We start from the raw sequence: 21,082 nt of genomic DNA, 5'->3' as shown, positions 1-21,082 counted from the left end.
AGGCATGACGGCATGCCACTGCAGCATGTAGTTCTCAGCGGTTCCCAGTACCGGCTGCTGGCCGAGGTGACCCTCCATGCCCTCGGGGACCCTGCTGGAGGGGAGGGCGCAGAACAGGAGGCACTCGTCCGGGGACTGGAGCCGCAGACGGTCCTGGCAGATCTTCCGGAGCTGGCCTTTCTGGGGCTCGTGAAGCGAGAAGGGGGAAAGGTGACGGTCACCGGTCTCGGGGAGGCCGTGCACTACCGGTCGTTGTACGAAGCCGCGGAAGAGCGGCTGTCCGATGTGGTCAGGCTCGTTGACGAGATCGCCGATTTCCACCCTCGACTTGTTTGTGCCGTGAGGAAGGTGGCGTTGCAGGACGGCTCCCTGGAGGAGGAGTTGTCGAGCCTGCGACAAGTCGACTGACGCGGAGGCCTGGGACCGGGCTCAAGTCGCGATCTCTCCGGCGGAGAACAGCCCGTCCGTGGTCGGATGCCGGGCTTTGCGCGCGGCGGCCGTGATGGGCAGCACTCCGGCCGCTACCAGGTCGTTCTCGGGTATCAGGCGGCCGTTGAGGATCTCACCGAGCAGGACTTCCTGGGTTGCGGCCACGTCGACGAGGCGACGCAGGACGGAGAGCAGTTCCATCAGCTCGATCGTCCACTCGTGGGGCCAGGAATCCACGTGGATGTCGTCCAACGGACTGGTCTTCTTGCTGGTGGGGGATGCCTTTCGATAGCCGAACCACTTGTTGACGACACCCATGCCACCGACGTCGTACCTCCATACCGCTTCAGGTACGGGAGCGAAGGTGCCTTCGCCGACGTACAGGGTCTGAGTCGTGGGGTCATGGCGGATTCGGTCCGGCATCGTGTCACCGATGTGGGTCAGGTACTTCACCTGTCGTTCGTCGCCGCGTGTGAAGAGCACGCCCCTTGCCGGGCGTCCGGCAGCCGCGTTCGTGTAACGCTCGCCGTACGTCGATGCCCAGAGGACTTCTCGGCCCAGAGCCACGCCTCTGTCCCAGAACTCGCGCTCGCGGGTCAAGGGAAGACGCACGCCAGGAGTGAGCAGGTCCTCGGTGAACCGCTCGGTGAACGCTCCGTGGCCGGCCACGGCCATCACGTACGCGGCCAGGTCATGAACGGTGATCCGCTCCGCCCCGAGCAGGCCGGCGAGGTAGGAAAGCAGACCGGAGGCGGTGTTGGGGGAGCCGTCCGGATGCAGCAGCGGCATGATCCGGCCACCGCGGCCGTTGAAGTGGTGGGTGTCGGGGAGCAGATGGGTTGCCACCACTGCGGCACCAGAGCCTATGGCGTGGGAAGACTGTTGGTTGAGGAAGATCTGGAGGGGCTGCAGAGAAGCCCAGAGCTCGGGTCTTGGGCGGTCCAGTACACGGTTGTCGGCAATGAGATGCTGTCGGTCGAAGCTGCGCAAGGCGACGTGAATGAGACGCGGAGCGGTGTTGACCTCCTGACCGACGGGATAGGTCACCGTGTCCTGTCCAGGAAGCTCCCCAACTCTACTGACCAGGTTTCTGTCCTGAGTTTCCTTGAACAGCCCGGCTTTCTCCGCGAGGTCGTGTTCCCGGACCATCCGAGCCCACCGACGTCGCAGGGTTTCGGGTGAGGGCGCACTGACCCACGAACGGTTGGCCTTCGAGCCCGGACTGCCCCAAGGGAACAGGTCGTCGAGCGCAGGGAAATCGTCCCACCCCGACTTTGTGGCCGGTGTGAAAGGACGTACACCCTCGTCGTGCGCGTCCCGCCACCCCTCGTCGTCGAGGTGGATCTCCTTGAGCTGACGGAACTTGTCCGCGCGCCTTCCGGACACGGCTCGGTAGTGGACGCGGGCACGATGGTTCGGCCCCCGCTGTGTGTCCGCTCTGCGGACGAAGATGTGGATGGCCAAGGGCTGGGCGACTCCGGGGAAGACACGGTTGGGGACCGGGGAGCGCTGGCCCTCGGGTGTGAGGTCGATGATCCATCCCTCGTCGCATGTACGACGGAGGTAGTCACGCATACCCCGACCGCCGGGGCCCGTGGCCCAGCCGGACGGGGTGATGAGGCAGACCACCCCGTGCCGGTCCTCGGGATGGGCGTCGAAAACTTTCCAGGTGGCCCAGCGCCAGAAGTACACATGCATATTCTTGAGTACATGCTCGTATCGGCCGTTGCCCTGGTGACGGAACGCGTCGAGCAAGGGCGGCTCCTGGCCCTGGGCGCGCTTCTCCACCCAGCCGCCTCGGCCTTCCGCCTTGTCGTCGTAGGGAGGGTTCATGACGACGGCCGTGACGGGAATGTTCGCCTTGACGGCGTTCGCCCGCCTGCGGAAGGCGGACAGAGTGCCATAGGTGGAGGCGAGGTACTCGTCCTCGACGAAGGGGTTGTCCAGGGTGTCCGTGACGAAGAAGTTGAGCCCGTCACCGGGCAGCGCGGCACGGTAGCGCTTCAGCAGGTCGGAGGCGCGGAGTTCGGCGACGGCGAAGGGGCCCATCTGCAACTCGAAGCCGAACAGGCGTGTTGCCAGACGAGAGATGGCATCCCTAGCCATGGCGGGTCCGTGATGCTCGACGGCCTGCTCCGCCACGCGCTCGATGATGGTGTGGAGGAAGGTCCCGGTGCCCATGGCAGGGTCGATGATCTTCACTTCGTCGCTGCCGAAGCCGGCCTCCTGGTGCAGCCGTACTCTCAGAACGTCCTCGGTGAGGCGGACCATTTCCTCCACGATCTCGTGGGGCGTGTAGTACGAGCCGCTCTGCTGCCGCAGGGCCGGGTCGTAGACCGTGAGGAAATGCTCGTACAGATGGAGGTAGGCATCGCGGTTGCCGGAGCGTATGGCCGGCCAGTCCACCCTTGCGATGGTGCGGGTGAGCAGATCGAGAGTGACGGTGAAGCGCTCATTGACATTGTCCGTGAGTAGCTGGAGCGCTTTGCCTATGAGCGCGTGACCTGCGTCGAGGCGGCGGCCGATCTCGTGGAACGAGTTCGGGGCGAGCGGAATGTCCTCGGTGTGGGCCAGAAGGAGCGCGAAGGTCACCGTCTGGGAGTAGCCGTCGGCGAATGTGGCATCGTCGGCCGACGGGAAGAGCAGCCGACGCCAGTCGTTCTTCAACCCGGTGAAGGGACGGGCTCGTATGTCTTCCTCGGCCGCGGACGACCTTGCCTCGAAGGCCAGTTGTTCCATCACGGCGGAACGCAGTAATCGACACAGGGGGGCCACGTGCTGGACGAGCCGGGGGACCTGTGCGATGTGAGCAGGAGTCCAGCGCAGGAACTGTTTGAGCAGAGCGTCGAAGGCGGCAGCTTCGACCGGCTCCAGTTTCTCCCCGGCGCTCTTGAGGGTCCCTCGGAAGAACACCGCCTCGCCCACTTGCTCGCCGTGGCGGAAGATGCGCCACTCGGTCCCGTTGGAGTAGAGGAGGTTCGGCAGATCCCGGAGCTTCTCCCACTGTTCGCGGTTGGCCTTGCCGAACGTCTCGGGATCAACCGACAAACCGGGCTTCTTCAACTCGATGTACCCGGTTATCTCGCCGTTCGCGCGTATCGCGTAGTCGGGCCGCACACCGAGGTCGGGGAGACGGAACTCGTCGTGCCACGTGACTTCACGGTGCTGATGGTGGTCGCCGACAGCTCGCAGCAGAGCTTCCAGGGGGCCGCGAATGGACGATTCCTGACCGCCCCCGCCCGACAGTTTTTCACGACACTGACGGCCGAACTCCGACACGGCGATCCGTAACCAGCCGTACTCGTCCTCAGGCATTCCCCGCCCCCGGAATGAGAAGTGGCCCCGGTCGCTTTCTCTCCTGGGCATGCCATGGGAAAGACGGTGCGTCACATGCTGTTGTGTCTCAAGGATGGTGACGGCACGTGAGGACACTTGTCCATACCGTGTCATCACGAAATCGGCAGAGTGCTCCCACGCGCCCCCGTCCGGCGAGTGCACAGGGTGCGGACGGGGGCTCCTCCAGGAGGGAGTGCGACCGGCCGGGGCCTAGGAGAGTGTCTTGCGGACCTCGTCCAGGGTCACCGGGCGGTGTTCTGCCACCGACAGGGTCGCGGCCTCGGCGATCCAGCTGGCTTCCAGGGCGTCGGCGACCGTGCAGGGGGAGGTGCGGGTGCCGGCGACGACCTCGGTGAAGGCGGTGAGTTCGGCGCGGTAGGCGGGGGCGAAGCGGTCCATGAAGAAGGTGTGCGGGACGCCGGAGGGGAAGGTGACGCCCGGCTCGGCGGAGCGGAGGGGGAGCTGGGTGTCGAGGCCGGCGGCGATGCTGTCCTTCATGCCGTGGACCTCCAGACGGACGTCGTAACCCCGGGCGTTGTGACGGGTGTTGGAGATGACACCGATGGTGCCGTCGTCGAAGGTGAGGAGCGCGGACGCCGTGTCGACGTCACCCGCCTCCTTGATGTACTCCGCTCCCTTGTTGCCGCCCGTCGCGTACACCTCGACGACCTCGCGGCCCGTCACCCAGCGCACCACGTCGAAGTCGTGCACCGCGCAGTCCCGGAAGATGCCGCCCGACACGGCGACGTAGGCCGCAGGCGGCGGGGCGGGGTCGAGGGTGGTCGACCGTACGGTGTGCAGCGCGCCCAGCTCACCGCTGAGGACGGCCTCGCGGGCGGTCACACAGCCCGCGTCGAAGCGGCGGTTGAAGCCGATCTGGGCCTCGATGCCGCTGTCGCGCACGGCGCGCAGCACGGTGAGGCTCTCCTCGACCGTCTTCGCCACCGGCTTCTCGCAGAACACCGGGATGCCCGCCTCGACGGCGGCCAGGATCAGCCCCGGGTGCGCGTCCGTGGCGGCCGTGATCACGACACCGTCGATCCCCGAGGCGAACACCGCCTCGGGCGAGTCGGCCACCGTCGCGCCGAACTTCTCGGCGGCGGCCTCCGCCGCGGCGGCCAGCGGGTCGGAGACCACCAGCTGCTCGACGACGTCGAGCCCGGCGAGAGTCCCGGCGTGGAAGGCGCCGATGCGGCCCAGCCCCAGGATGCCAATGCGCATGATCGAGTGTCCCTTTCGGATGTGCTGGAAAAGCGAGGTGAGAGCGGGTGCGGGGTGGTCGAGTCGGATCTGGTCAGTCGGAGGCGCCCAGGACGTGCTGGTCCCAGTCGATCACCGAACCGGTCACCACACCGCTGCGGTCGGAGAGGAGAAAGGCCACGAAGTCGGCGATCTCGTCGACCTGGCCGAGCTTGCCCATCGGCAGGGTCTCGGCGGCCCGTTCCAGCCAGTCGTCGCCCGCGCCGTGGAACTCGCGCTGGACCGCGTCCTCGCCCTCGGTCTCCGTCCAGCCGATGTTGAGGTCGTTGATACGGATACGGTCCCAGCGGTGGGCGTGGGCGGCGTTGCGGGTCAGGCCCGCGAGGCCGGCCTTCGCGGCGACGTACGGGGCCAGGTACGGCTGGCCGCCGTGCCCGCTGGTCGAACCGATGTTCACGATCGTGCCCGGCGCCTCGCGGGCGGTGAGGTGCTCGACCACCGCCTGCATCGCGAAGAAGGGGGCGCGCAGATTGATGGCGATGTGCGCGTCGAAGAGTTCGGGCGAGGTGTCGAGGAGTGAGCCGCGGGAGGTCAGTCCGGCGGCGTTGACGAGGCTGTCGACCCGGCCGTGGTCCGCGACCACCCGCTCCACCGCGCCGCGCACCTGTGCCGTGTCCGCCAGGTCGGCCCGGAGGAAGGTGGCCCCGGTCTCCGCCGCGAGGCGCTCGCCGACCTCCGCGCGGCGGCCCGTGAACGCGACGGTCGCGCCCTCGCGCAGGGCCGCCCGGACGATGCCCGCGCCGACGCCCTGGCTGCCGCCGTTGACGAGGACGACCTTGTCCTCCAGTAGTGCCATGGGGGGGTGTTTCCTTTCGATCGGCTCCGGCGGGCCACGCGGTTTGACGGGGCCTGTCGCGGTCCTGGTCGTACGGCCTTCCACGGAGCCGTCGCCTCTGTCAGTCTTGGGGCGCGCGGGCCCTCGTACAACCCGCAGCGGACCATCAAAAACCCATCATCCGGAACCCATCATCCGACCTCAGGACGCATCGCCATGGCGCACCCGTACACGATCCGTGAGATCGCCCGTCAGGCCGGGCTGAGCCAGGCCACGGTCGACCGGGTGCTCAACGGGCGGGGCGGGGTGCGGGAGAGCACCGCCCGTGAGGTGCGGCAGGCCGTGCAGGACCTGGACCGGCAGCGGACGCAGGTGCGCATCGGCGGCCGTACGTTCATGGTCGACATCGTGATGCAGACCCCGGACCGGTTCTCCACGGCGGTCCGGGAGGCGCTGGAGGCCGAGCTGCCGTCGCTGCATCCGGCGGTCGTGCGGTCCCGTTTCCACTTCCGGGAGACGGGGTCCGCCTCGGAGATGGTGCGGGTGCTCGACCGGATCGGGCGGCGCGGCTCGCAGGGCGTGATCCTCAAGGCGCCGGACGTGCCGGAGGTCACCGCCGCCGTCGAGCGGCTGGTCGCGGCCGGGATCCCGGTGGTCACCTTCGTGACGGACCTGCCGAGCAGCCCGCGCGGCGCGTACGTCGGCATAGACAACCGGGCCGCCGGGGCGACCGCCGCGTATCTGCTGCGGCAGTGGCTCGGCGACCGGCCGGGCGCGGTGCTGGTGACGCTCAGCCGCAGCTTCTACCGCAACGAGGAGGAGCGCGAGATGGGGTTCCGGGGTGTGATGCGGGCCGTCGCACCGGCCCGGGCGCTCGTCGAGGTCACCGACAGCGACGGCCTCGACGCGACCCAGCGGGACCTCGTCCTCGACGCGCTGCGGCGGGAGTCGGGCATCGCCGCCGTGTACTCCATCGGCGGCGGCAACACGGCGACGCTCGACGCCTTCGCCGAACTCGGCCGGGAGCCGCATGTCTTCGTCGCCCACGACCTCGACCACGACAACACCCGGCTGCTGCGCGAGCACCGGCTCTCGGCCGTGCTCCACCACGACCTCCGCCAGGACGTGCGCCGCGCCTGCCAGACGATCATGCGCGCCCACCACGCCCTCCCCGACGAGGGCCCGTTCCTCCCGTCGGCGATCCAGGTGGTGACGCCGTACAACATGCCACCGGGGGCCGGGACCGTCACCGGCTAGCCGAGGACGGCACGGCGGCTCCGCCCGGAACATCGGCGCCCGCCCGGCACATCGGCGCCCGCCCGGCACATCGGCGCCCGCCCGGAACGTACGCCGATACGTCAGCGGCGGCACCCCGATCGCCGTGTGCAGCTGCCGGCGCAGGGACGTGCCCGTGGCGAAGCCGACGTGGCCGCGCGCGATGTCCACGTCGACCGGGAGGCCGGTGGATTCGAGGAGATGGCGGGCCCGGGCCACGCGCGCTGGATGAGCTGGCGGCCGGGACTCATGCCGACCTCGTCGTCGAAGCGGCGGGCGAAGGCGCGCAGACCCATCCGGGCGTGCCGGGCGTGCTGGGCGTGCTGGGCGTGCCGGGCGAGGTCGGCCAGCGTCAGCGGAGCGTCCAGGCGTTCGAGCGCCCACTGCCGGGTGGCGGCCGTACCGCTGGCCGGGCCCTGGGGGACGGGCCGCTCGATGTCCTCGGCCTGGCCGCCCTGCCGCCGCGGCGGCACCGCCACACAGCGCCGGGCCACCCGGTCGGCGACGGCGCTGCCGCGGTCCCGGCGCACCAGGTGCAGACAGAGGTCGATACCGGACGCGGCACCGGCACCGGCACCGGCACCGGCCGAAGTCAGGACGCCGCCGTCGTCGACGCGACGTTCCCGCCCGCCGAGCCCGCCGAGGCGCCCGCCCACGGGGAAGATCGTCCTCACGGTCCGCTGATCCAGCCGGCACTCCAGCGCTCGTACGACCCCTCCAGGGGGGTCCGAACGCGCTGGTCATGATTACGCGTCGAGGACCATGGCCTCGTAGCGGGCGGCAACCGCGGCGGCGCGGTGGCGAAGGGCAGCGCGCAATGACGCCGGCGCCAGGGCCTCCGCGTCCGTGCTGAGCTGCCACAGCGCCCACTCGGCGTGTCTCAGATCCTGGAACGTCACCTCCAGCCGCAGCCAGCCGTCCCCGTCGGGTTCTGCGGCGCGGACGGCCACCGCGCTGCTCAGCAGGTCCTCCCGTCGCTCAGATTTCACCCGTACCAGCACGGCGATATGGTCGCCGGACAGAAACTGCGCGCAGCGTTCCCGCCAGACCCGGTCCAGATCAACCGCGTTCGGTCGCTGCGCCGGTTCGGGAAGTTCCTCGGCGGCCAGTACCCGCGACAGCCGGTAGGTGCGGTCCGCGCCGGACCTCGTGGCCAGCAGGTAACCCCGGTCGCGCACCGTGACCAGGCCGATCGGGTCGACCGTGCGCCACCGCGGTGCCTGGTCCGTGGCCGCGTAGTGGATGCGCAGTTTGTGTCCGGCGAGCACCGAGCGCCGGATCTCGATCATTGTCGTGCCGGGCACCTCCTCGGTGACCGGCCGGCGTGAGAGCAGGTCGGTCTCCGGCTCGACGAGAAATCGCCGGGCCGCGTCGCTCGCGGTCGCCTGATGGCTCTCGGGTAACGCGTCGACCACCTTGCGCATGGCCGAAGCGAGCGCCGAGCCGAGGCCGAACGCCTGCTCGCCGCGCCCGGATCCGGCGGTCAGCAGGGCAAGGGCCTCGTCCTGGTTCAGTCCGGTGAGTTCGGTCCGGAAACCGGGCAACAGTGCGAACCCGCCGTGTCGGCCGCGTTCGGCGTAGACGGGGACGCCGGCCGCGGACAGCGCCTCGATGTCGCGCAACACGGTACGGGTGGACACCTCTAGCTCACGGGCCAGTGTGTCCGCGGTCAGCCGACCGCGCTGACGCAGCAGCAGCACCAGCGAGACCAGCCGGTCGGCGCGCATACGCGGACCTTATCGAATACATGACCAAGGGTGTCATGTTTTCTTGGCAGGCTCGTGAGCATCGACGTCATCGACTGCGACCGACGCGCCGATGGACGTCCGTACTCCCAACGAATCGCCTGGAGCTGATGTGGCAGTGGAACGAACGGCAGTCAACCCGGTGCCGTGGTCCTTGGAGCTGGGGTTCAACCAGGGGGAGATCGTCTCCGGGCACACCCGGACCCTGTACTGCTCCGGACAGACCGCGATGAGCGGCGAAGGCAAGCCGCAGCATGACGGTGACATGGCCGCACAGCTGGCGCTGAGCCTCGACAACCTGGAGGCCGTGCTCGGTGAGGCCGGGATGTCCCTCGCGAACCTCGTCCGGCTCAACGTCTACACCACCGACGTCGATCTGCTGTTCCCGCACTACGGCGTGCTGGCGTCGCGGTTGGGCGCCGCCGGGGTGGCACCGACCACCACGATGCTCGGGGTGACACGGCTGGCGATCCCCGGCCAACTGGTCGAGCTTGAAGGGACCGCCGTCGCCTGACGCGACGCCGCCGCCTCCGCCGCGGACACGCGGTGACTGTGACCGGTACACGCGAAACACCACAAGAGCGGTTCGTGGAGGGAGTGCGTGCCGGTCAGCTGGTGACCAGCTCGGGCGCCCGGCGCTCGACGTGGGCGGTCCCGACGGTCACGGTCACGGCCGCCGTCACCCCGCGCTCCCGGTTGCGGAACAGCCAGGCGATGTCCCGGCCGAACGACCAGAGCAGCGAACCCAGCGCCAGCGCGACCAGGCCGAAGCCCGCCGCGTACGGCAGCAGACCGGAGGCGGCGACCAGCAGGAAGACGCCCTGGACCGCGGCGACCGTCTTGCGGGCCATGCTGTGCGGGAGGGAGTTGTTCAGCCACGGGGCGACCTTGGCGGCGGCGACGAACACGTACCGCATCAGGCCGATCAGCAGCACCCACGGGCCCATCGACATCGAGACGTACACGCTCAGCACCAGGATCAGGAACGCGTCGACCTCCATGTCGAAGCGGGCGCCCAGCGCGGTCGACGTCCCCGTCTTGCGGGCCACCTTGCCGTCGACGCCGTCGAGGATCAGCGCCACCGCGGTCAGGCCGACGAAGAGCGAGACGGGCGGCGAGCTCTGGAAGGAGTCGGCGACCAGCGCGGTGACGGCGCCGACGAGTATCGCCCGCCCGAGCGTGACGCGGTTGGCGGGGCCGAAGGTGCGGGTCCGGGTGCGCAGCAGGGCGCGGTTGAGGACGGCCCAGGTGGCGAGCCCGAAGGCCAGCCCGGTCAGCCAGCCCGCCGGGCCCAGTCCGATCGCCGTGCCCAGGAAGGCGAGGAGCAGCACCTGGGCGCCCGCGCCCACCGTCGTCTCCGAGAGCAACAGCCGGCCGTCGTATGTGTTGATCAGGGCCACCGCATACCTTCCGAACGTGTGACAAGTGGATCATCGCCGCGTACCGTGTCCGCGACTCCCACCGCTGCGTACGTGGCGAACCGCTCGACCGTTCACGGAGACGCACATGAAACCGACAGCCAATGCCTTCTGGCTACGCTCCCCCGGGCGGGGTGAGATCCGCCAGGAGACCCTCGCCACACCGGCCGACGACGAGGTCCTGGTCCGCGCGCTGTACTCAGGAGTCAGCAGGGGCACGGAGACACTCGTGTTCCGCGGCGGAGTGCCCGAGAACCAGCACGCGACCATGCGCGCGCCCTTCCAGGAGGGCGAGTTCCCCGCCCCCGTGAAGTACGGCTATCTCAGCGTGGGGCGGGTGGAAGAGGGGCCGGACGCACTGGTCGGCAGGACCGTCTTCTGTCTGTATCCGCACCAGAGCCGCTACGTCGTTCCCGTGAGCGCCGTCACCGTCGTGCCGGAGTCCGTCCCCGCCGCGCGGGCCGTCCTCGCCGGGGCCGTGGAGACCGCCGTCAACGCCCTGTGGGACGCCGCGCCCCTCATCGGCGACCGGATCGCCGTCGTCGGCGGCGGCATGGTCGGCTGCTCGGTCGCCGCGCTCCTCGCCCGCTACCCCGGCGTACGCGTCCAGCTCGTCGACGCGGACCCGGCGCGCGCCGACATCGCCCGCGCACTCGGTGTCGACTTCGCGCTGCCGGAGGAGGCACTGGGCGAGTGCGACCTGGTCGTGCACGCCAGCGCGAACGAGCAGGGCCTCGCGCGCTCCCTCGAACTGCTCGCCTCCGAGGGCACGGTGATCGAACTGAGCTGGTACGGCGACCGCCGGATCGCCCTGCCGCTCGGCGAGGCCTTCCACTCACGCCGGCTCACCATCCGCAGCAGCCAGGTCGGAACCGTCTCCCCGGCCGGACGAGTCGGACGTACGTACGCGGACCGGTTGGCACTCGCCCTCGACCTCCTCGCCGACGCCCGCTTCGACGCGCTCGTCACCGGAGAATGTGCCTTCGAGGAACTCCCGGACGTCCTGCCGAAGCTGGCGAGCGGCGAGCTGCCGGGGATGTGCCACCGAGTGCGCTACGACGCCGAGTGAGCCCACAGGTCGAGCGTTCCCGTTCGCCCCACCCGCCCCTGAACTGCCCGAACGGAACGCTGACCTTCAAAGAAACCGCAAAACTCGGCTGAACAACGGGTAGGGAGCAGCCGTACTACACGGCATGCCCCGGCCCGGGGGCAGACGTACCGCACTGGAGGGTCGTCCGTTGTTCAGCATCACCGTCCGCGATCACATCATGATCGCCCACAGCTTCCGCGGGGAGGTCTTCGGACCCGCGCAGCGCCTGCACGGCGCCACCTTCCTCGTGGACGCCACCTTCCGGCGCGCCGAACTGGACGACGACAACATCGTCGTAGACATCGGGCTGGCCACGCAGGAGCTGGGTGCCGTGGTGAGCGAGTTGAACTATCGCAACCTCGACAACGAGCCCGCCTTCGCCAACACGAACACCTCCACGGAGTTCCTGGCCAAGGTCATCGCCGACCGCCTCGCCGAGCGGATCCACAAGGGCGCCCTGGGGGAGAACGCCAAGGGCATCGCGAACCTCACGGTCACCCTGCACGAGTCGCACATCGCCTGGGCGAGTTACGAGCGTGCCCTGTGACCGACGTGACCATCGACCGGGCGGCCGTCGGCACCACCACCACCGCTCCGGCGAACGGGGGAGAGCAAGTGCGGCTCGCGAACGGGGGAGACCAGATGCGGCTCGCGGACAGGGGAGAGCAAGCGCGGCTCGGCTATGTGCCCGTGCAGAACGCGGCGCTGAAGAACGCGGCGATCGTCCCCATGTCGCTGCGTTCGATGCACTTCGTGATGCCCGGGGGCGTGGACGACCTGGCCCGGCCCAGCGGCGGCAACGCCTACGACCGTCGGATCTGCCTCGACCTGCCCGGCTTCGGCTGGCAGGTGCACAAGCACGCGATCGGCGGCAGTTGGCCGCGCCCGGACGAGACGGCCCGCGCCGAACTCGCCCGTACGCTGCGGGAACTCCCCGACGGCACGGTCGTCCTGCTCGACGGTCTGGTCGCCTGCGGCGTCCCCGAGATCATCCTTCCCGAGGCCGAACGGCTCTGCCTGGCCGTGCTGGTGCATCTGCCGCTCGGCGACGAGACGGGCCTGGAGCCGGAACTCGCCGCCGAACTCGACGCCAAGGAGCGGACCACCCTGCGGGGCGTGTCCGCCGTGATCGCGACCAGCGACTGGGCGGTCCGCAGACTCGTGTCCCACCACGGGCTCGCCCCCGAGCGGGTCCATGTCGCCGCTCCCGGCGCCGACATCGCGCCCCTCGCCTCCGGCACCGACGGCGTCTCCCGGCTGCTGTGCGTGGCCGCGGTCACCCCGCGCAAGGGCCAGCACCGACTGGTGGAGGCCCTCGCGACCGTCACCGAACTGCGCTGGAGCTGTGTGCTGGTCGGCGGCCTCGACCAGGACACCGAGTACGTCGAGCACATCCGCACGCTGATCGCGAAGTTCGGCCTGGAGGACCGTTTCCACCTCGCCGGACCGCAGGCGGGCGCCGAACTCGACGCCAGCTACGCCGCCGCCGACCTCATGGTCCTCACCTCCTACGCCGAGACGTACGGCATGGCGGTCACCGAGGCCCTCGCGCGCGGCATCCCCGTCCTGGCCACGGACGTCGGCGGTCTCCCCGAGGCCGTCGGCCGAGCCCCCGACGGCGGGGTCCCCGGCATCCTCGTCCCGCCGGAGAACCCCGCGGCCATCGCGGCGGAGCTGCGCGGCTGGTTCGGGGAGGCCGACGTACGGCGTCGGCTGAAGGCGGCGGCGCGCGGGCGCCGGGCCGCGCTGGACGGGTGGGCGACCACGGCCCGCAGCCTCGCCCATGTCCTGGGCCGGCTGCGGCACGAACCTCGGAGGGCCGCATGACCACTTCTGCCGATATGACCATGTCCGCGGGCGGGCCCCTGTCCACGGGCCCGAACGCCTCGGCGGGTACGTCCGCGGCGGCCGGGCCGGGCGGTTCCGCGGTCGGCGGGGCCCCTGCCGAGGCGCTCGCCGGGTCCGTCGCCGGTGGGGTGCTCAGCATGGCCGGGCGCGGTGGTGACACGCCGGCGCCCGAGGGGCATCAGTACGCGCCGCGCTGGCTGGAGTTGCGCGAGAGCGCCGACGCCGACGCGCGTGCGGCGGATCTGCTGGACCCGCTGCGCATCCGCCTCGCGAATCTGCCCGGCCGGGCCACCGGGCTGGTCGTCCACGATCTGGGCTGCGGCACCGGTTCGATGGGGCGCTGGCTCGCGCCCCGGCTGGACGGTGCCCAGCGCTGGGTGCTGCACGACCAGGACCCGAACCTGCTGCGGCTGGCCGTCGCGCGCGCGCCCCGTGCCGCCGCCGACGGCAGCCCCGTCACGGTCACCACGCGGCGCGGCGACATCGGGAGGCTGACGGCGGACGACCTGGCCGGGGCCTCCCTGGTCACCGCGTCCGCGCTGCTCGACGTGCTCACCCGCGAGGAGATCGAGGCGCTCGCGGCGGCCTGTGCGGGCGCCGGGGTGCCCGCGCTGCTGACGCTGTCGGTCGTGGGCCGGGTGGATCTCGTCCCCGCCCACCCCATGGACGCCGAGATCGCCGAGGCGTTCAACGCGCACCAGCGCGCGAGCGAACTGCTCGGGCCGGACGCGATCACCACGGCCTGCGAGGCGTTCGCCCAGCAGGGCGCGACGGTCCGGGTCCACCCGAGCCCCTGGCAGCTCGACACCCGGCACACCGCCCTCACCGAGGAGTGGCTGCGCGGCTGGGTCGGTGCGGCCGTCGAGCAGCGCCCCGAGCTCGCCGAGCGCGCCGACGCGTACCTCCGCGACCGGCTGGCCGCCAACGCGGCCGGTGAACTCCGCGTCGTCGTCCACCACAGCGACGTCCTCGCCCTGCCCCGGCCGACGGGCGGAGCCTCATGACAGCGCCGGTGGAGGAGACGGTCGAGGCCCACCCGCCGACGACACCGGACCCCGTACGCGTACGCCCACGCGGCGTCCGCGCCCGCGTGAAGGCGGGCACACCGGGTGCACGGGCAAGGGTCCGCGCCCTCGCCCCCGCCAGGCCCTCGCGCGAACTCCCACCCACCGCGACGGCCCCGGACCCGCGCTCACCCGGCCCGGGTTCCGACCGGGGCCGGGTCTCGACGCCCCCGGCCGCACCGGTCCGGGGCACGGCCGCGGAGGTCGCTTCCGACCCGTCCGCTCAGCACGGCCGTACGGCGTCGTCGGCGACCGCGGTCCCGGCCTTGGACGCGGCGTCGATCGCGTCGGCCCGCACCACGGCCGTGGAGTCGATCGGCACCTCGGACATCGCTCCCGACTCGATCGGGTCGGACGGCAGTGCCGCGTCGGCGATGGAAGCGGGTTTGGGCGGGGCGTCGGCCATGTCGGTCGGCGACCCGGGCTCGGAGGCGGTATCCGGCGACTCGGTGTCCGCCGGGGGGCCTTGGGCGGGCCCGGCGGTCGTGGCGGGCGACCCGGTCGGTGGCCGGAGCCGGGACGGGGCCGGTGCGGTCTCCTCCCAGGCAGCCCCGAGCGGTGTTCTGCCCGCGGCCCCGGCCGGCTCCCCGGCTGTGACCCGTACGGCACCGGACGCGAAGTCCCCTGCGGCCGACGCGAACTCCGTCGAGGCCCACGCCATGTCCTCCGAGGCCCACGCCACGTCTTCCGAAGGCCACGCCACGTCTTCCGAAGCACAGGCGACGTCTTCCGAAGCCCACGCCAACTCTCCGCGCGGCGGCGCCAAGTCACCGCGCGGTGGCGCCGACTCTCCGCGCGGCGGCGTCGAGTCGCGGCGCCCCCGTTCCCGGTTCACCCGCGCCCTGCGTACCCACTTCGGCACCCTCGCCGGGACCGCCATCCTCGTTGTCGTGTTCTGGCGGATGGGGACCGGCGTGTTCGTGGACGGGCTGCGGCGGATCGACGGTGGGACGCTCGCGGCGGCGGTCGGGATCGGCGTGCTGACCACGGTGTTCAGCGCGTGGCGCTGGTGCGCGGTGACCCGGGCGCTCGGCCTCCGGCTGCCGCTCGGCCCGGCCGTCGCCGACTACTACCGCGCGCTCTTTCTCAACGCGGCCCTCCCCGGCGGCGTCCTCGGCGATGTGCACCGCGCGGTGCGCCACGGCCAGAGCTCCGGCGACATGGGCCGGGGTGTGCGCGCGGTGGTGATCGAGCGCACCGCGGGCCAGTTGGTGCTGGCCCTCGTGGGCGTAACGGTCCTGCTGGTCCTGCCGTCCCCGGTGCTGGAGCAGACCCGGCACGTCGCGGGCATCACCACGCTCGCCGCGCTGGGCGCCGTGGCGATCTGGGCGGCGGTCCGCATGGGCCGCAGGCCGAGCGCGGCCAAGGGCAAGGACAGCCAGGTCCGCGCCGCGCTCACCGAGGCGCGCGGCGTCCTGCTGAACCGCGACAGCGGCCCCGCCGTCCTGCTCTCCTCGGTGGCGGTGCTCGCCGGATACGTGGCGACGTTCCTGCTCGCCGCCCGCGTCGCCGGCTCCACCGCGACCGCGCCGCAACTGCTGCCCCTCGCCCTGCTGGCCCTGATCGCCATGAGCCTGCCGCTCAACGTCGGCGGCTGGGGCCCCCGGGAGGGCGTCACCGCCTGGTCGTTCGGCGCCGCGGGCCTGGGCGCATCCCAGGGCCTGACCGTGGCCGTCGTCTACGGTGTGCTCAGCTTCGCGGCGGCCCTGCCCGGAGCACTCGTCCTCGTCGGACGCTGGTACGGCTCCCTGCGGGCCCGCCGTCAGCCGCCCCAGGTGTCCGAGGTGACCAACGAGAAGTACGCCCCGAAGGAATCCACGAACCCTGCCAGCAACTCCTTCCCCTTCGCGGCGGACGCCAGGGACGGACGGCCGATGACACCGGAATCGGTGTAGGCCGACATACCGAGGGAGAGGAGATGACGGCGGTCGTCGGCAAGGAAATCGGTGGTCTCGTGACCGGGCCGGACCAATTCGGGATGGCAATGCAGAAGTATGGAGGTCTCTATTTCTCCCGCATGCATATCACTGAGCAACGAGGTCTGTACGCCCGCACGTTCGCACGCGGCGTTCCAGTCCTCCATCGCCGGGAAGAGCGCCATTCGATGTCCCGCCGCGGTGGATTCCTGGACGACGTTTCCCAGCACATAATTGCCGCCATGTCCGTTCACCACCACGAGCGCCTCGACGCCCGACCGGCGCAGGGACGCGGCGATATCGCTCACCACCGCGTGCAGCGTCGTCGCCGAGATGCTGACGGTGCCCGGCCAGGCCGCGTGCTCGTGCGAGCAGGCGACGGTCACGGGCGGCAGCAGGTGCACCGGGTACGCGGCGGCTATCTCCCCGGCTATCGCGCAGGCGACCAGCGTGTCGGTGGCCAGCGGCAGATACGGGCCGTGCTGCTCGTAGCTGCCGACCGGAAGCACCGCGACCTGCCGGCCGGCCCGTGCCCCTCGCTCGCGGACGTCCGCGGTGGTGTCCGTCGGTACCAGCGTCCGTACAAGACTCGAACTGCTCATCTTTTCACGGCCTTTCGTCTCTGCTGATGCTCCGTCATTTTCGCATGACGTCAGGACTCACCAGATAGGAACCAGATCATGACAGAAAATGTTGGTGTACTCGGCACGAATGCCCAGTCCTCCGGTGCCGTACGCGTCGTGAACGCCCCCCTGCCCACGACCTACGGCGACTTCGAGGCCGTAGGTTATCTCGACCAGGACCGCGGCGAGGAACAAGTGGCGTTGGTGTACGGCGACATCAGCGACGGTGCGGGAATTCTCATCCGGCTGCACTCGGAGTGCCTGACCGGTGACGCGTTCGGCTCCCAGCACTGCGAATGCGGTGAACAGCTCGACAGCGCGCTGCGGGCGATAGTCGCCGAGGGCCGCGGCATTCTCGTCTACCTCCGCGGCCACGAGGGACGCGGTATCGGGCTGCTCGCCAAGCTCCAGGCGATGAAGCTCCAGGCGGAGGGCCTGGACACCGTCGAGGCGAACCTCGCCCTCGGACTGCCGGTCGACGCCCGCGACTACCGGGTGGCGGCCGAGATGCTGCACGACCTCGGCGTCCGCTCGGTCCGGCTGATGTCGAACAACCCGCGCAAGCGGGAGGCGCTGCTGCGCCACGGCATCGACGTCGCCGAGCAGGTACCGCTGCTGATCACGCCCTGCGAGGACAACATCACGTACCTGCGCACCAAGCGTGAGCGGCTCGACCACTACCTGCCGCACCTGGACGCGGTGGTCCACTCGTCCTGAGGCCGGGGTCCGCGCGGCGGCCGACCGGAGACGATCCGGCCCTTGCCGGTGACCACCGGCCGCCGTGCCCGCCCGGGCTTCCTCGACCCCGCTCCTCCTCTTCCCCCGGCCCTTCGGGCTTCGGGCAAGTACGCGGACGCCCCGCATGAACGTTCGCCTGTGGTGGAAGACCTGACTCCGTCGGGCAAGCCGACCACGTCGGACGAAGGGAGCGTTCGTGATCCGCAGCGCACGGGTCGTCGTCATCGGCGGAGGGGTCATCGGGACGAGCATCGCCTACCACCTGGCCGCCGCCGGAGTGGACGACGTCGTCCTCGTCGAACGCGACGAACTGGCCTCCGGATCGACCGCCAAGGCCGCCGGCGGGGTCCGCGCGCAGTTCTCCGACGAACTCAACATCCAGCTCGGCGCCCGCAGCCTGGAGGCGTTCGGCCGCTTCCGGCAGGAGCTGGGCCATGACATCGGACTCCACCGGGTCGGCTATCTCTTCCTCCTGACGACCCCCGACGAGGTCGCCCAGTTCGAGGCCGGCGTGCGGCTCCAGAACGACCTGGGCGTGCCCAGCCGTATGGTCGACCCCGCCGAGGCACAGCGGCTCTCCCCGCTGATCTCCACCGACGGCCTGCTCGCCGCCGCGTTCTCGCCCGACGACGGGCACTGCACCCCGGAGTCGGTCGTCCACGGCTATGCCGCCGGGGCCCGCCGCCACGGGGCCACCGTGCTGCGCAACTGCGAGGTCCTCGGCATCGAGACCTGGCGGGACACGATCACGGCCGTGGTCACCAGCAAGGGCCGGATCGTCACCGACACGGTCGTGTGCGCGGCCGGCGCCTGGTCCCGGTCCGTGGGCGCCATGGTCGGCGTCGACCTCCCGGTGGAGCCCCTGCGCCGCCAGATCGCCGTCACCGAACCGGTCCCCGGCCTGCCGCCCGACCTCCCCATGACGATCGACTTCACCAGCAGCCTCTACTTCCACACCGAAGGCCCCTGCCTGCTCGTCGGCATGTCCGACCCCGACGAACGGCCCGGCTTCGCCACCGACACCCACGACCGCTGGATCCCCCGCCTGTACGAGGCCATGGAGCGCCGCGCGCCCGGCCTGCTCGACCTGCGCCGCACGGGCGGCTGGGCGGGCCTGTACGAGATCACACCGGACCACAACGCCCTGATCGGCGAAGCCGGTTCCTGCTCCCGCTTCCTGTACGCGACCGGGTTCTCCGGCCACGGGTTCCTCCAGGGCCCGGCGGTCGGCGAGGTGGTCCGCGACCTGTATCTGGGCCGCGTACCCTTCGTCGACATCAGCCCCTTGAACGTCGACCGGTTCACGGCCGACGCGCTGCGCCCGGAGGCCAACCTCGTATGACCGATCTCCACTTGTGGCTCCGCCACGAGACCCGCACCACCGAACGCCGCACCCCGATCGTGCCGTCCGACGCCCACCGGCTCGTCGAGAGCGGCGTACGGATCACCGTCGAGGACTCCGCGCAGCGGATCTTCCCCGTGGCGGAGTACGAGGAGGCCGGCTGCCAGGTCGCCGACCCCGGGTCCTGGGTCTCGGCGTCGGCACGGGCGGTGATCGTAGGCCTGAAGGAACTCCCGGACGCCCCTGCTGAATTGACGCACCGTCATGTCTTCTTCGGGCACGCCTACAAGGGGCAGCCCGGCGCCGAGGCCCTGTTGCGGCGGTTCGCCGCCGGGGGCGGGGCGCTGCTCGACCTGGAGTACCTGGTGGACGACCAGGGCCGCAGGCTCGCCGCGTTCGGGTTCTGGGCGGGCTATCTGGGCGCGGCCCTCGCCGTCCTCCACCACCGGGGCGTCCTGCGGGCCCCGCTCGTCCCCACCACCAAGGAGGAGATGGAGGCCGAACTCCGCGCCTCCACCGGTGACTTGACCGCACTGGTCGTCGGCGCCCTGGGCCGCAGCGGCCGGGGTGCGCGCACGGCGCTCGGCGAGGCGGGTGTCGAACCGACCTGCTGGGACCTGCCCGAGACCCGTGACCTCGACCGACCCGCCCTGCTGGCCCATGACTTGATGGTCAACACGGTCCTCACGACCAGCCCGGTCCCGCCGTTCCTGACCGACAAGGACCTCGACGGCCCGGACCGCCGGCTCAGGACGCTCTCCGACGTCACGGTCGACGTCGGCTCACCCATGAACGTCCTCCCCGTCTACGACACGACGACCGAGTGGGACCACCCCGTACGGCGGCTGCGCGAACACCCCCCGCTCGACCTCATCGCCATCGACAACCTGCCCTCCCTGCTGCCCCGCGAGGCGAGCACCGACTTCTCGGCCGCCCTGCTGCCGCAGCTGCTGGACTTCGAGACGGGCGGGGCCTGGGGCCGCTGCCTGGACCGGTTCCGTCAGGTCAGCGGCGAACTGGGCCTCACAGAAAGGTAGTTGCCCGATGACCGAGGTGGTCCCCGCGAGCGGCACCGTCCACTGGGTCGGCGCCGGCCTCTCCACGGGCAGCGGCCTGGCGGCACTGTGCGACACCGCCGCCCGGGTACGGCTGTGGCACCGCACCGAGGAGCGCGCCGAACAGGCCCTGGCCGCGCTGGGGCTGGCGGGCCGCGCCGAGCCCCGCGCGTACACGCCGGCGGCGCTGGTGGCCGAGCTGGCCCCCGGAGACATCGTGGTCTCGATGCTTCCGGCCCCGGAACACGGCCCGCTGCTCGCCGCCTGTGTCGGGGCACGGGCCCACTTCGCCTGCTCCAGCTATGTCTCCGACGCGATCCTGGAGCAGGTACCGGCGGCCACGGCGGCGGGGCTCACCGTCCTCACCGAGGCGGGCCTCGACCCGGGCATCGACCACCTCTTCGCCCACAGCCTGATCGCGAGGGCGACCGAGGCGGTCGGCCCGGAGACCCCCGCCTCGTACAACCTCACCTCGTACTGCGGCGGTGTCCCGGCCGTCCCCAACGACTTCCGGTACCGCTTCAGCTGGGCCCCGGCGGGTGTGCTCAACGCCCTGCGCTCACCGGCCCGTTACATCGAGGACGGCGCGGAAACGACGGCCGACCGCCCCTGGACCGCGACCCGCCCCCATGTCATCGACGGCGAGACCTTCGAGGCCTACCCCAACCGCGACAGCGTCCCCTTCGTCACCCAGTACGGTCTCCCACCGGCCTGGAAACCGCTGACGTTCGTCCGCGGCACCCTCCGCCTGGACGGCTGGCTCACCGCCTGGGCCCCGGTCTTCGCGGAGCTGGACCAGGGCGACGACCGGCGCATCGCCGAACTGGCGGGCGAACTGGCGGCCCGCCACCCGACGACCGACTCCGACCTGGACCGCGTCGTCCTCGCCGTCTCCCTCGACGTCCACACCGACGCGGGCGACCACTGGTCCGGCCGCTACCTCCTCGACACCACCGGCACGAAGGAGGAGAGCGCCATGGCCCGCCTGGTCTCCCGCCCCCTCGCCCTGGCGATCGGACACATCCTGGACGGTTCCCTGCCGACGGGCCTGATCAGGGCGGCGGAGACGGGGGAGCGGTCGGAGACGTGGCTGACCGAACTGGCGGAGGCCGGTGTGGAGTTCACGGCGCGCATCGACTAGGTCATGGCTCTCGGATCATCTGATCGT

17 protein-coding genes and 2 pseudogenes are annotated in these 21,082 nt (G+C 70.9%); 12 read left to right on the top strand and 7 right to left on the bottom strand.

The window, feature by feature from the left end:
- Nucleotides 1–12: 12 nt before the first annotated feature.
- Entirely contained in the window at nt 13–408 is a 396-nt protein-coding gene (locus tag ACZ7MG_RS23380; RefSeq protein WP_471383080.1) for a hypothetical protein, read from the top strand.
- Between the two features lie 21 nt (nt 409–429).
- Here ACZ7MG_RS23380 and ACZ7MG_RS23375 read toward each other — a convergent pair whose 3' ends face one another.
- The 3 genes from ACZ7MG_RS23375 to ACZ7MG_RS23365 form a co-directional block, all read right to left on the bottom strand.
- Nucleotides 430–3,744, bottom strand: coding sequence for a type ISP restriction/modification enzyme (locus ACZ7MG_RS23375; RefSeq protein ID WP_471383078.1), 3,315 nt, complete (start codon nt 3,742–3,744; stop codon nt 430–432).
- 231 nt (nt 3,745–3,975) lie between these two features.
- Nucleotides 3,976–4,986, bottom strand: a complete 1,011-nt coding sequence (locus tag ACZ7MG_RS23370) for a Gfo/Idh/MocA family protein (protein WP_471383076.1) — start codon at nt 4,984–4,986, stop codon at nt 3,976–3,978.
- A gap of 73 nt (nt 4,987–5,059) precedes the next feature.
- Nucleotides 5,060–5,821, bottom strand: coding sequence for an SDR family oxidoreductase (locus ACZ7MG_RS23365; protein ID WP_471383074.1), 762 nt, complete (start codon nt 5,819–5,821; stop codon nt 5,060–5,062).
- A gap of 195 nt (nt 5,822–6,016) precedes the next feature.
- Between ACZ7MG_RS23365 and ACZ7MG_RS23360 the strand changes: the two genes are divergently transcribed.
- Nucleotides 6,017–7,057, top strand: coding sequence for a LacI family DNA-binding transcriptional regulator (locus ACZ7MG_RS23360; protein ID WP_471383072.1), 1,041 nt, complete (start codon nt 6,017–6,019; stop codon nt 7,055–7,057).
- 72 nt (nt 7,058–7,129) lie between these two features.
- Here ACZ7MG_RS23360 and ACZ7MG_RS23355 read toward each other — a convergent pair.
- Nucleotides 7,130–7,689, bottom strand: a pseudogene (locus tag ACZ7MG_RS23355) (helix-turn-helix domain-containing protein); the annotation flags it as partial.
- A 132-nt stretch (nt 7,690–7,821) separates the two neighbouring features.
- Entirely contained in the window at nt 7,822–8,802 is a 981-nt protein-coding gene (locus ACZ7MG_RS23350) for a helix-turn-helix transcriptional regulator (RefSeq protein WP_471383071.1), read from the bottom strand.
- 136 nt (nt 8,803–8,938) lie between these two features.
- Here ACZ7MG_RS23350 and ACZ7MG_RS23345 point away from each other — a divergent pair, with 136 nt between their 5' ends.
- Complete coding sequence (locus tag ACZ7MG_RS23345) at nt 8,939–9,334, top strand: RidA family protein (RefSeq protein ID WP_471383986.1); 396 nt, start codon at nt 8,939–8,941, stop codon at nt 9,332–9,334.
- A gap of 94 nt (nt 9,335–9,428) precedes the next feature.
- On the opposite strand, the gene ACZ7MG_RS23340 is transcribed toward ACZ7MG_RS23345, so the two are convergent.
- Nucleotides 9,429–10,220, bottom strand: coding sequence for a CDP-alcohol phosphatidyltransferase family protein (locus ACZ7MG_RS23340; RefSeq protein WP_471383069.1), 792 nt, complete (start codon nt 10,218–10,220; stop codon nt 9,429–9,431).
- A gap of 106 nt (nt 10,221–10,326) precedes the next feature.
- Between ACZ7MG_RS23340 and ACZ7MG_RS23335 the strand changes: the two genes are divergently transcribed.
- The 5 genes and pseudogenes from ACZ7MG_RS23335 to ACZ7MG_RS23315 all read left to right on the top strand — a co-directional run.
- On the top strand, nt 10,327–11,307 hold the full coding sequence (locus tag ACZ7MG_RS23335) for a zinc-dependent alcohol dehydrogenase (protein WP_471383067.1): 981 nt from the start codon (nt 10,327–10,329) through the stop codon (nt 11,305–11,307).
- 169 nt (nt 11,308–11,476) lie between these two features.
- The gene (locus tag ACZ7MG_RS23330; protein WP_045556695.1) at nt 11,477–11,875 is read left to right on the top strand and encodes a 6-pyruvoyl trahydropterin synthase family protein; all 399 of its coding nucleotides are present in this window, start codon (nt 11,477–11,479) and stop codon (nt 11,873–11,875) included.
- Nucleotides 11,876–11,970: 95 nt separating this feature from the next.
- Nucleotides 11,971–13,155: a glycosyltransferase family 4 protein gene (locus ACZ7MG_RS23325; protein ID WP_471383984.1), complete on the top strand. Its 1,185-nt coding sequence runs from the start codon at nt 11,971–11,973 to the stop codon at nt 13,153–13,155.
- Complete coding sequence (locus ACZ7MG_RS23320; protein WP_471383066.1) at nt 13,152–14,180, top strand: methyltransferase domain-containing protein; 1,029 nt, start codon at nt 13,152–13,154, stop codon at nt 14,178–14,180. The genes ACZ7MG_RS23325 and ACZ7MG_RS23320 overlap by 4 nt, the downstream gene beginning before the upstream one ends.
- A pseudogene (locus ACZ7MG_RS23315) lies at nt 14,177–15,883 on the top strand (lysylphosphatidylglycerol synthase transmembrane domain-containing protein); the annotation flags it as partial. The gene ACZ7MG_RS23320 and the pseudogene ACZ7MG_RS23315, both read left to right, overlap by 4 nt.
- A 119-nt stretch (nt 15,884–16,002) precedes the next feature.
- Here ACZ7MG_RS23315 and ACZ7MG_RS23310 read toward each other — a convergent pair.
- The gene (locus ACZ7MG_RS23310) at nt 16,003–16,758 is read right to left on the bottom strand and encodes a creatininase family protein (protein ID WP_471383065.1); all 756 of its coding nucleotides are present in this window, start codon (nt 16,756–16,758) and stop codon (nt 16,003–16,005) included.
- Between the two features lie 78 nt (nt 16,759–16,836).
- Between ACZ7MG_RS23310 and ribA the strand changes: the two genes are divergently transcribed.
- From ribA to ACZ7MG_RS23290, 4 genes are all read left to right on the top strand, one after another.
- A complete protein-coding gene (gene ribA, locus ACZ7MG_RS23305; protein WP_471383063.1) occupies nt 16,837–17,496 on the top strand; it encodes a GTP cyclohydrolase II in 660 nt (219 codons plus the stop codon).
- Nucleotides 17,497–17,713: 217 nt separating this feature from the next.
- The gene (locus ACZ7MG_RS23300) at nt 17,714–18,859 is read left to right on the top strand and encodes an NAD(P)/FAD-dependent oxidoreductase (RefSeq protein ID WP_471383061.1); all 1,146 of its coding nucleotides are present in this window, start codon (nt 17,714–17,716) and stop codon (nt 18,857–18,859) included.
- Entirely contained in the window at nt 18,856–19,896 is a 1,041-nt protein-coding gene (locus ACZ7MG_RS23295) for a saccharopine dehydrogenase (protein ID WP_471383060.1), read from the top strand. Before ACZ7MG_RS23300 ends, ACZ7MG_RS23295 begins: the two co-directional genes overlap by 4 nt.
- Before the next feature lie 7 nt (nt 19,897–19,903).
- Nucleotides 19,904–21,055 carry a saccharopine dehydrogenase family protein gene (locus tag ACZ7MG_RS23290; protein WP_471383058.1) on the top strand — a complete coding sequence of 384 codons (1,152 nt, stop codon included), beginning with the start codon at nt 19,904–19,906 and terminating at the stop codon, nt 21,053–21,055.
- The last annotated feature ends 27 nt before the right edge of the window (nt 21,056–21,082 follow it).

The sequence above is a fragment of the Streptomyces sp. NPDC107538 genome, from assembly GCF_055657445.1.
Note: the sequence above shows the minus strand (reverse complement) of the source record. Positions and strands in the feature narration are given on the sequence as shown.

Bases quoted from the DNA above. Each gene is read 5' to 3' on its own strand.
- ACZ7MG_RS23380 (WP_471383080.1), top strand. From the start codon at position 13: ATGCCACTGCAGCATGTAGTTCTCAGCGGTTCCCAGTACCGGCTGCTG.
- ACZ7MG_RS23375 (WP_471383078.1), bottom strand. From the start codon at position 3,744: ATGCCTGAGGACGAGTACGGCTGGTTACGGATCGCCGTGTCGGAGTTC.
- ACZ7MG_RS23370 (WP_471383076.1), bottom strand. From the start codon at position 4,986: ATGCGCATTGGCATCCTGGGGCTGGGCCGCATCGGCGCCTTCCACGCC.
- ACZ7MG_RS23365 (WP_471383074.1), bottom strand. From the start codon at position 5,821: ATGGCACTACTGGAGGACAAGGTCGTCCTCGTCAACGGCGGCAGCCAG.
- ACZ7MG_RS23360 (WP_471383072.1), top strand. From the start codon at position 6,017: ATGGCGCACCCGTACACGATCCGTGAGATCGCCCGTCAGGCCGGGCTG.
- ACZ7MG_RS23350 (WP_471383071.1), bottom strand. From the start codon at position 8,802: ATGCGCGCCGACCGGCTGGTCTCGCTGGTGCTGCTGCTGCGTCAGCGC.
- ACZ7MG_RS23335 (WP_471383067.1), top strand. From the start codon at position 10,327: ATGAAACCGACAGCCAATGCCTTCTGGCTACGCTCCCCCGGGCGGGGT.
- ACZ7MG_RS23325 (WP_471383984.1), top strand. From the start codon at position 11,971: ATGCGGCTCGCGGACAGGGGAGAGCAAGCGCGGCTCGGCTATGTGCCC.
- ACZ7MG_RS23320 (WP_471383066.1), top strand. From the start codon at position 13,152: ATGACCACTTCTGCCGATATGACCATGTCCGCGGGCGGGCCCCTGTCC.
- ACZ7MG_RS23310 (WP_471383065.1), bottom strand. From the start codon at position 16,758: ATGAGCAGTTCGAGTCTTGTACGGACGCTGGTACCGACGGACACCACC.
- ribA (WP_471383063.1), top strand. From the start codon at position 16,837: ATGACAGAAAATGTTGGTGTACTCGGCACGAATGCCCAGTCCTCCGGT.
- ACZ7MG_RS23295 (WP_471383060.1), top strand. From the start codon at position 18,856: ATGACCGATCTCCACTTGTGGCTCCGCCACGAGACCCGCACCACCGAA.
- ACZ7MG_RS23290 (WP_471383058.1), top strand. From the start codon at position 19,904: ATGACCGAGGTGGTCCCCGCGAGCGGCACCGTCCACTGGGTCGGCGCC.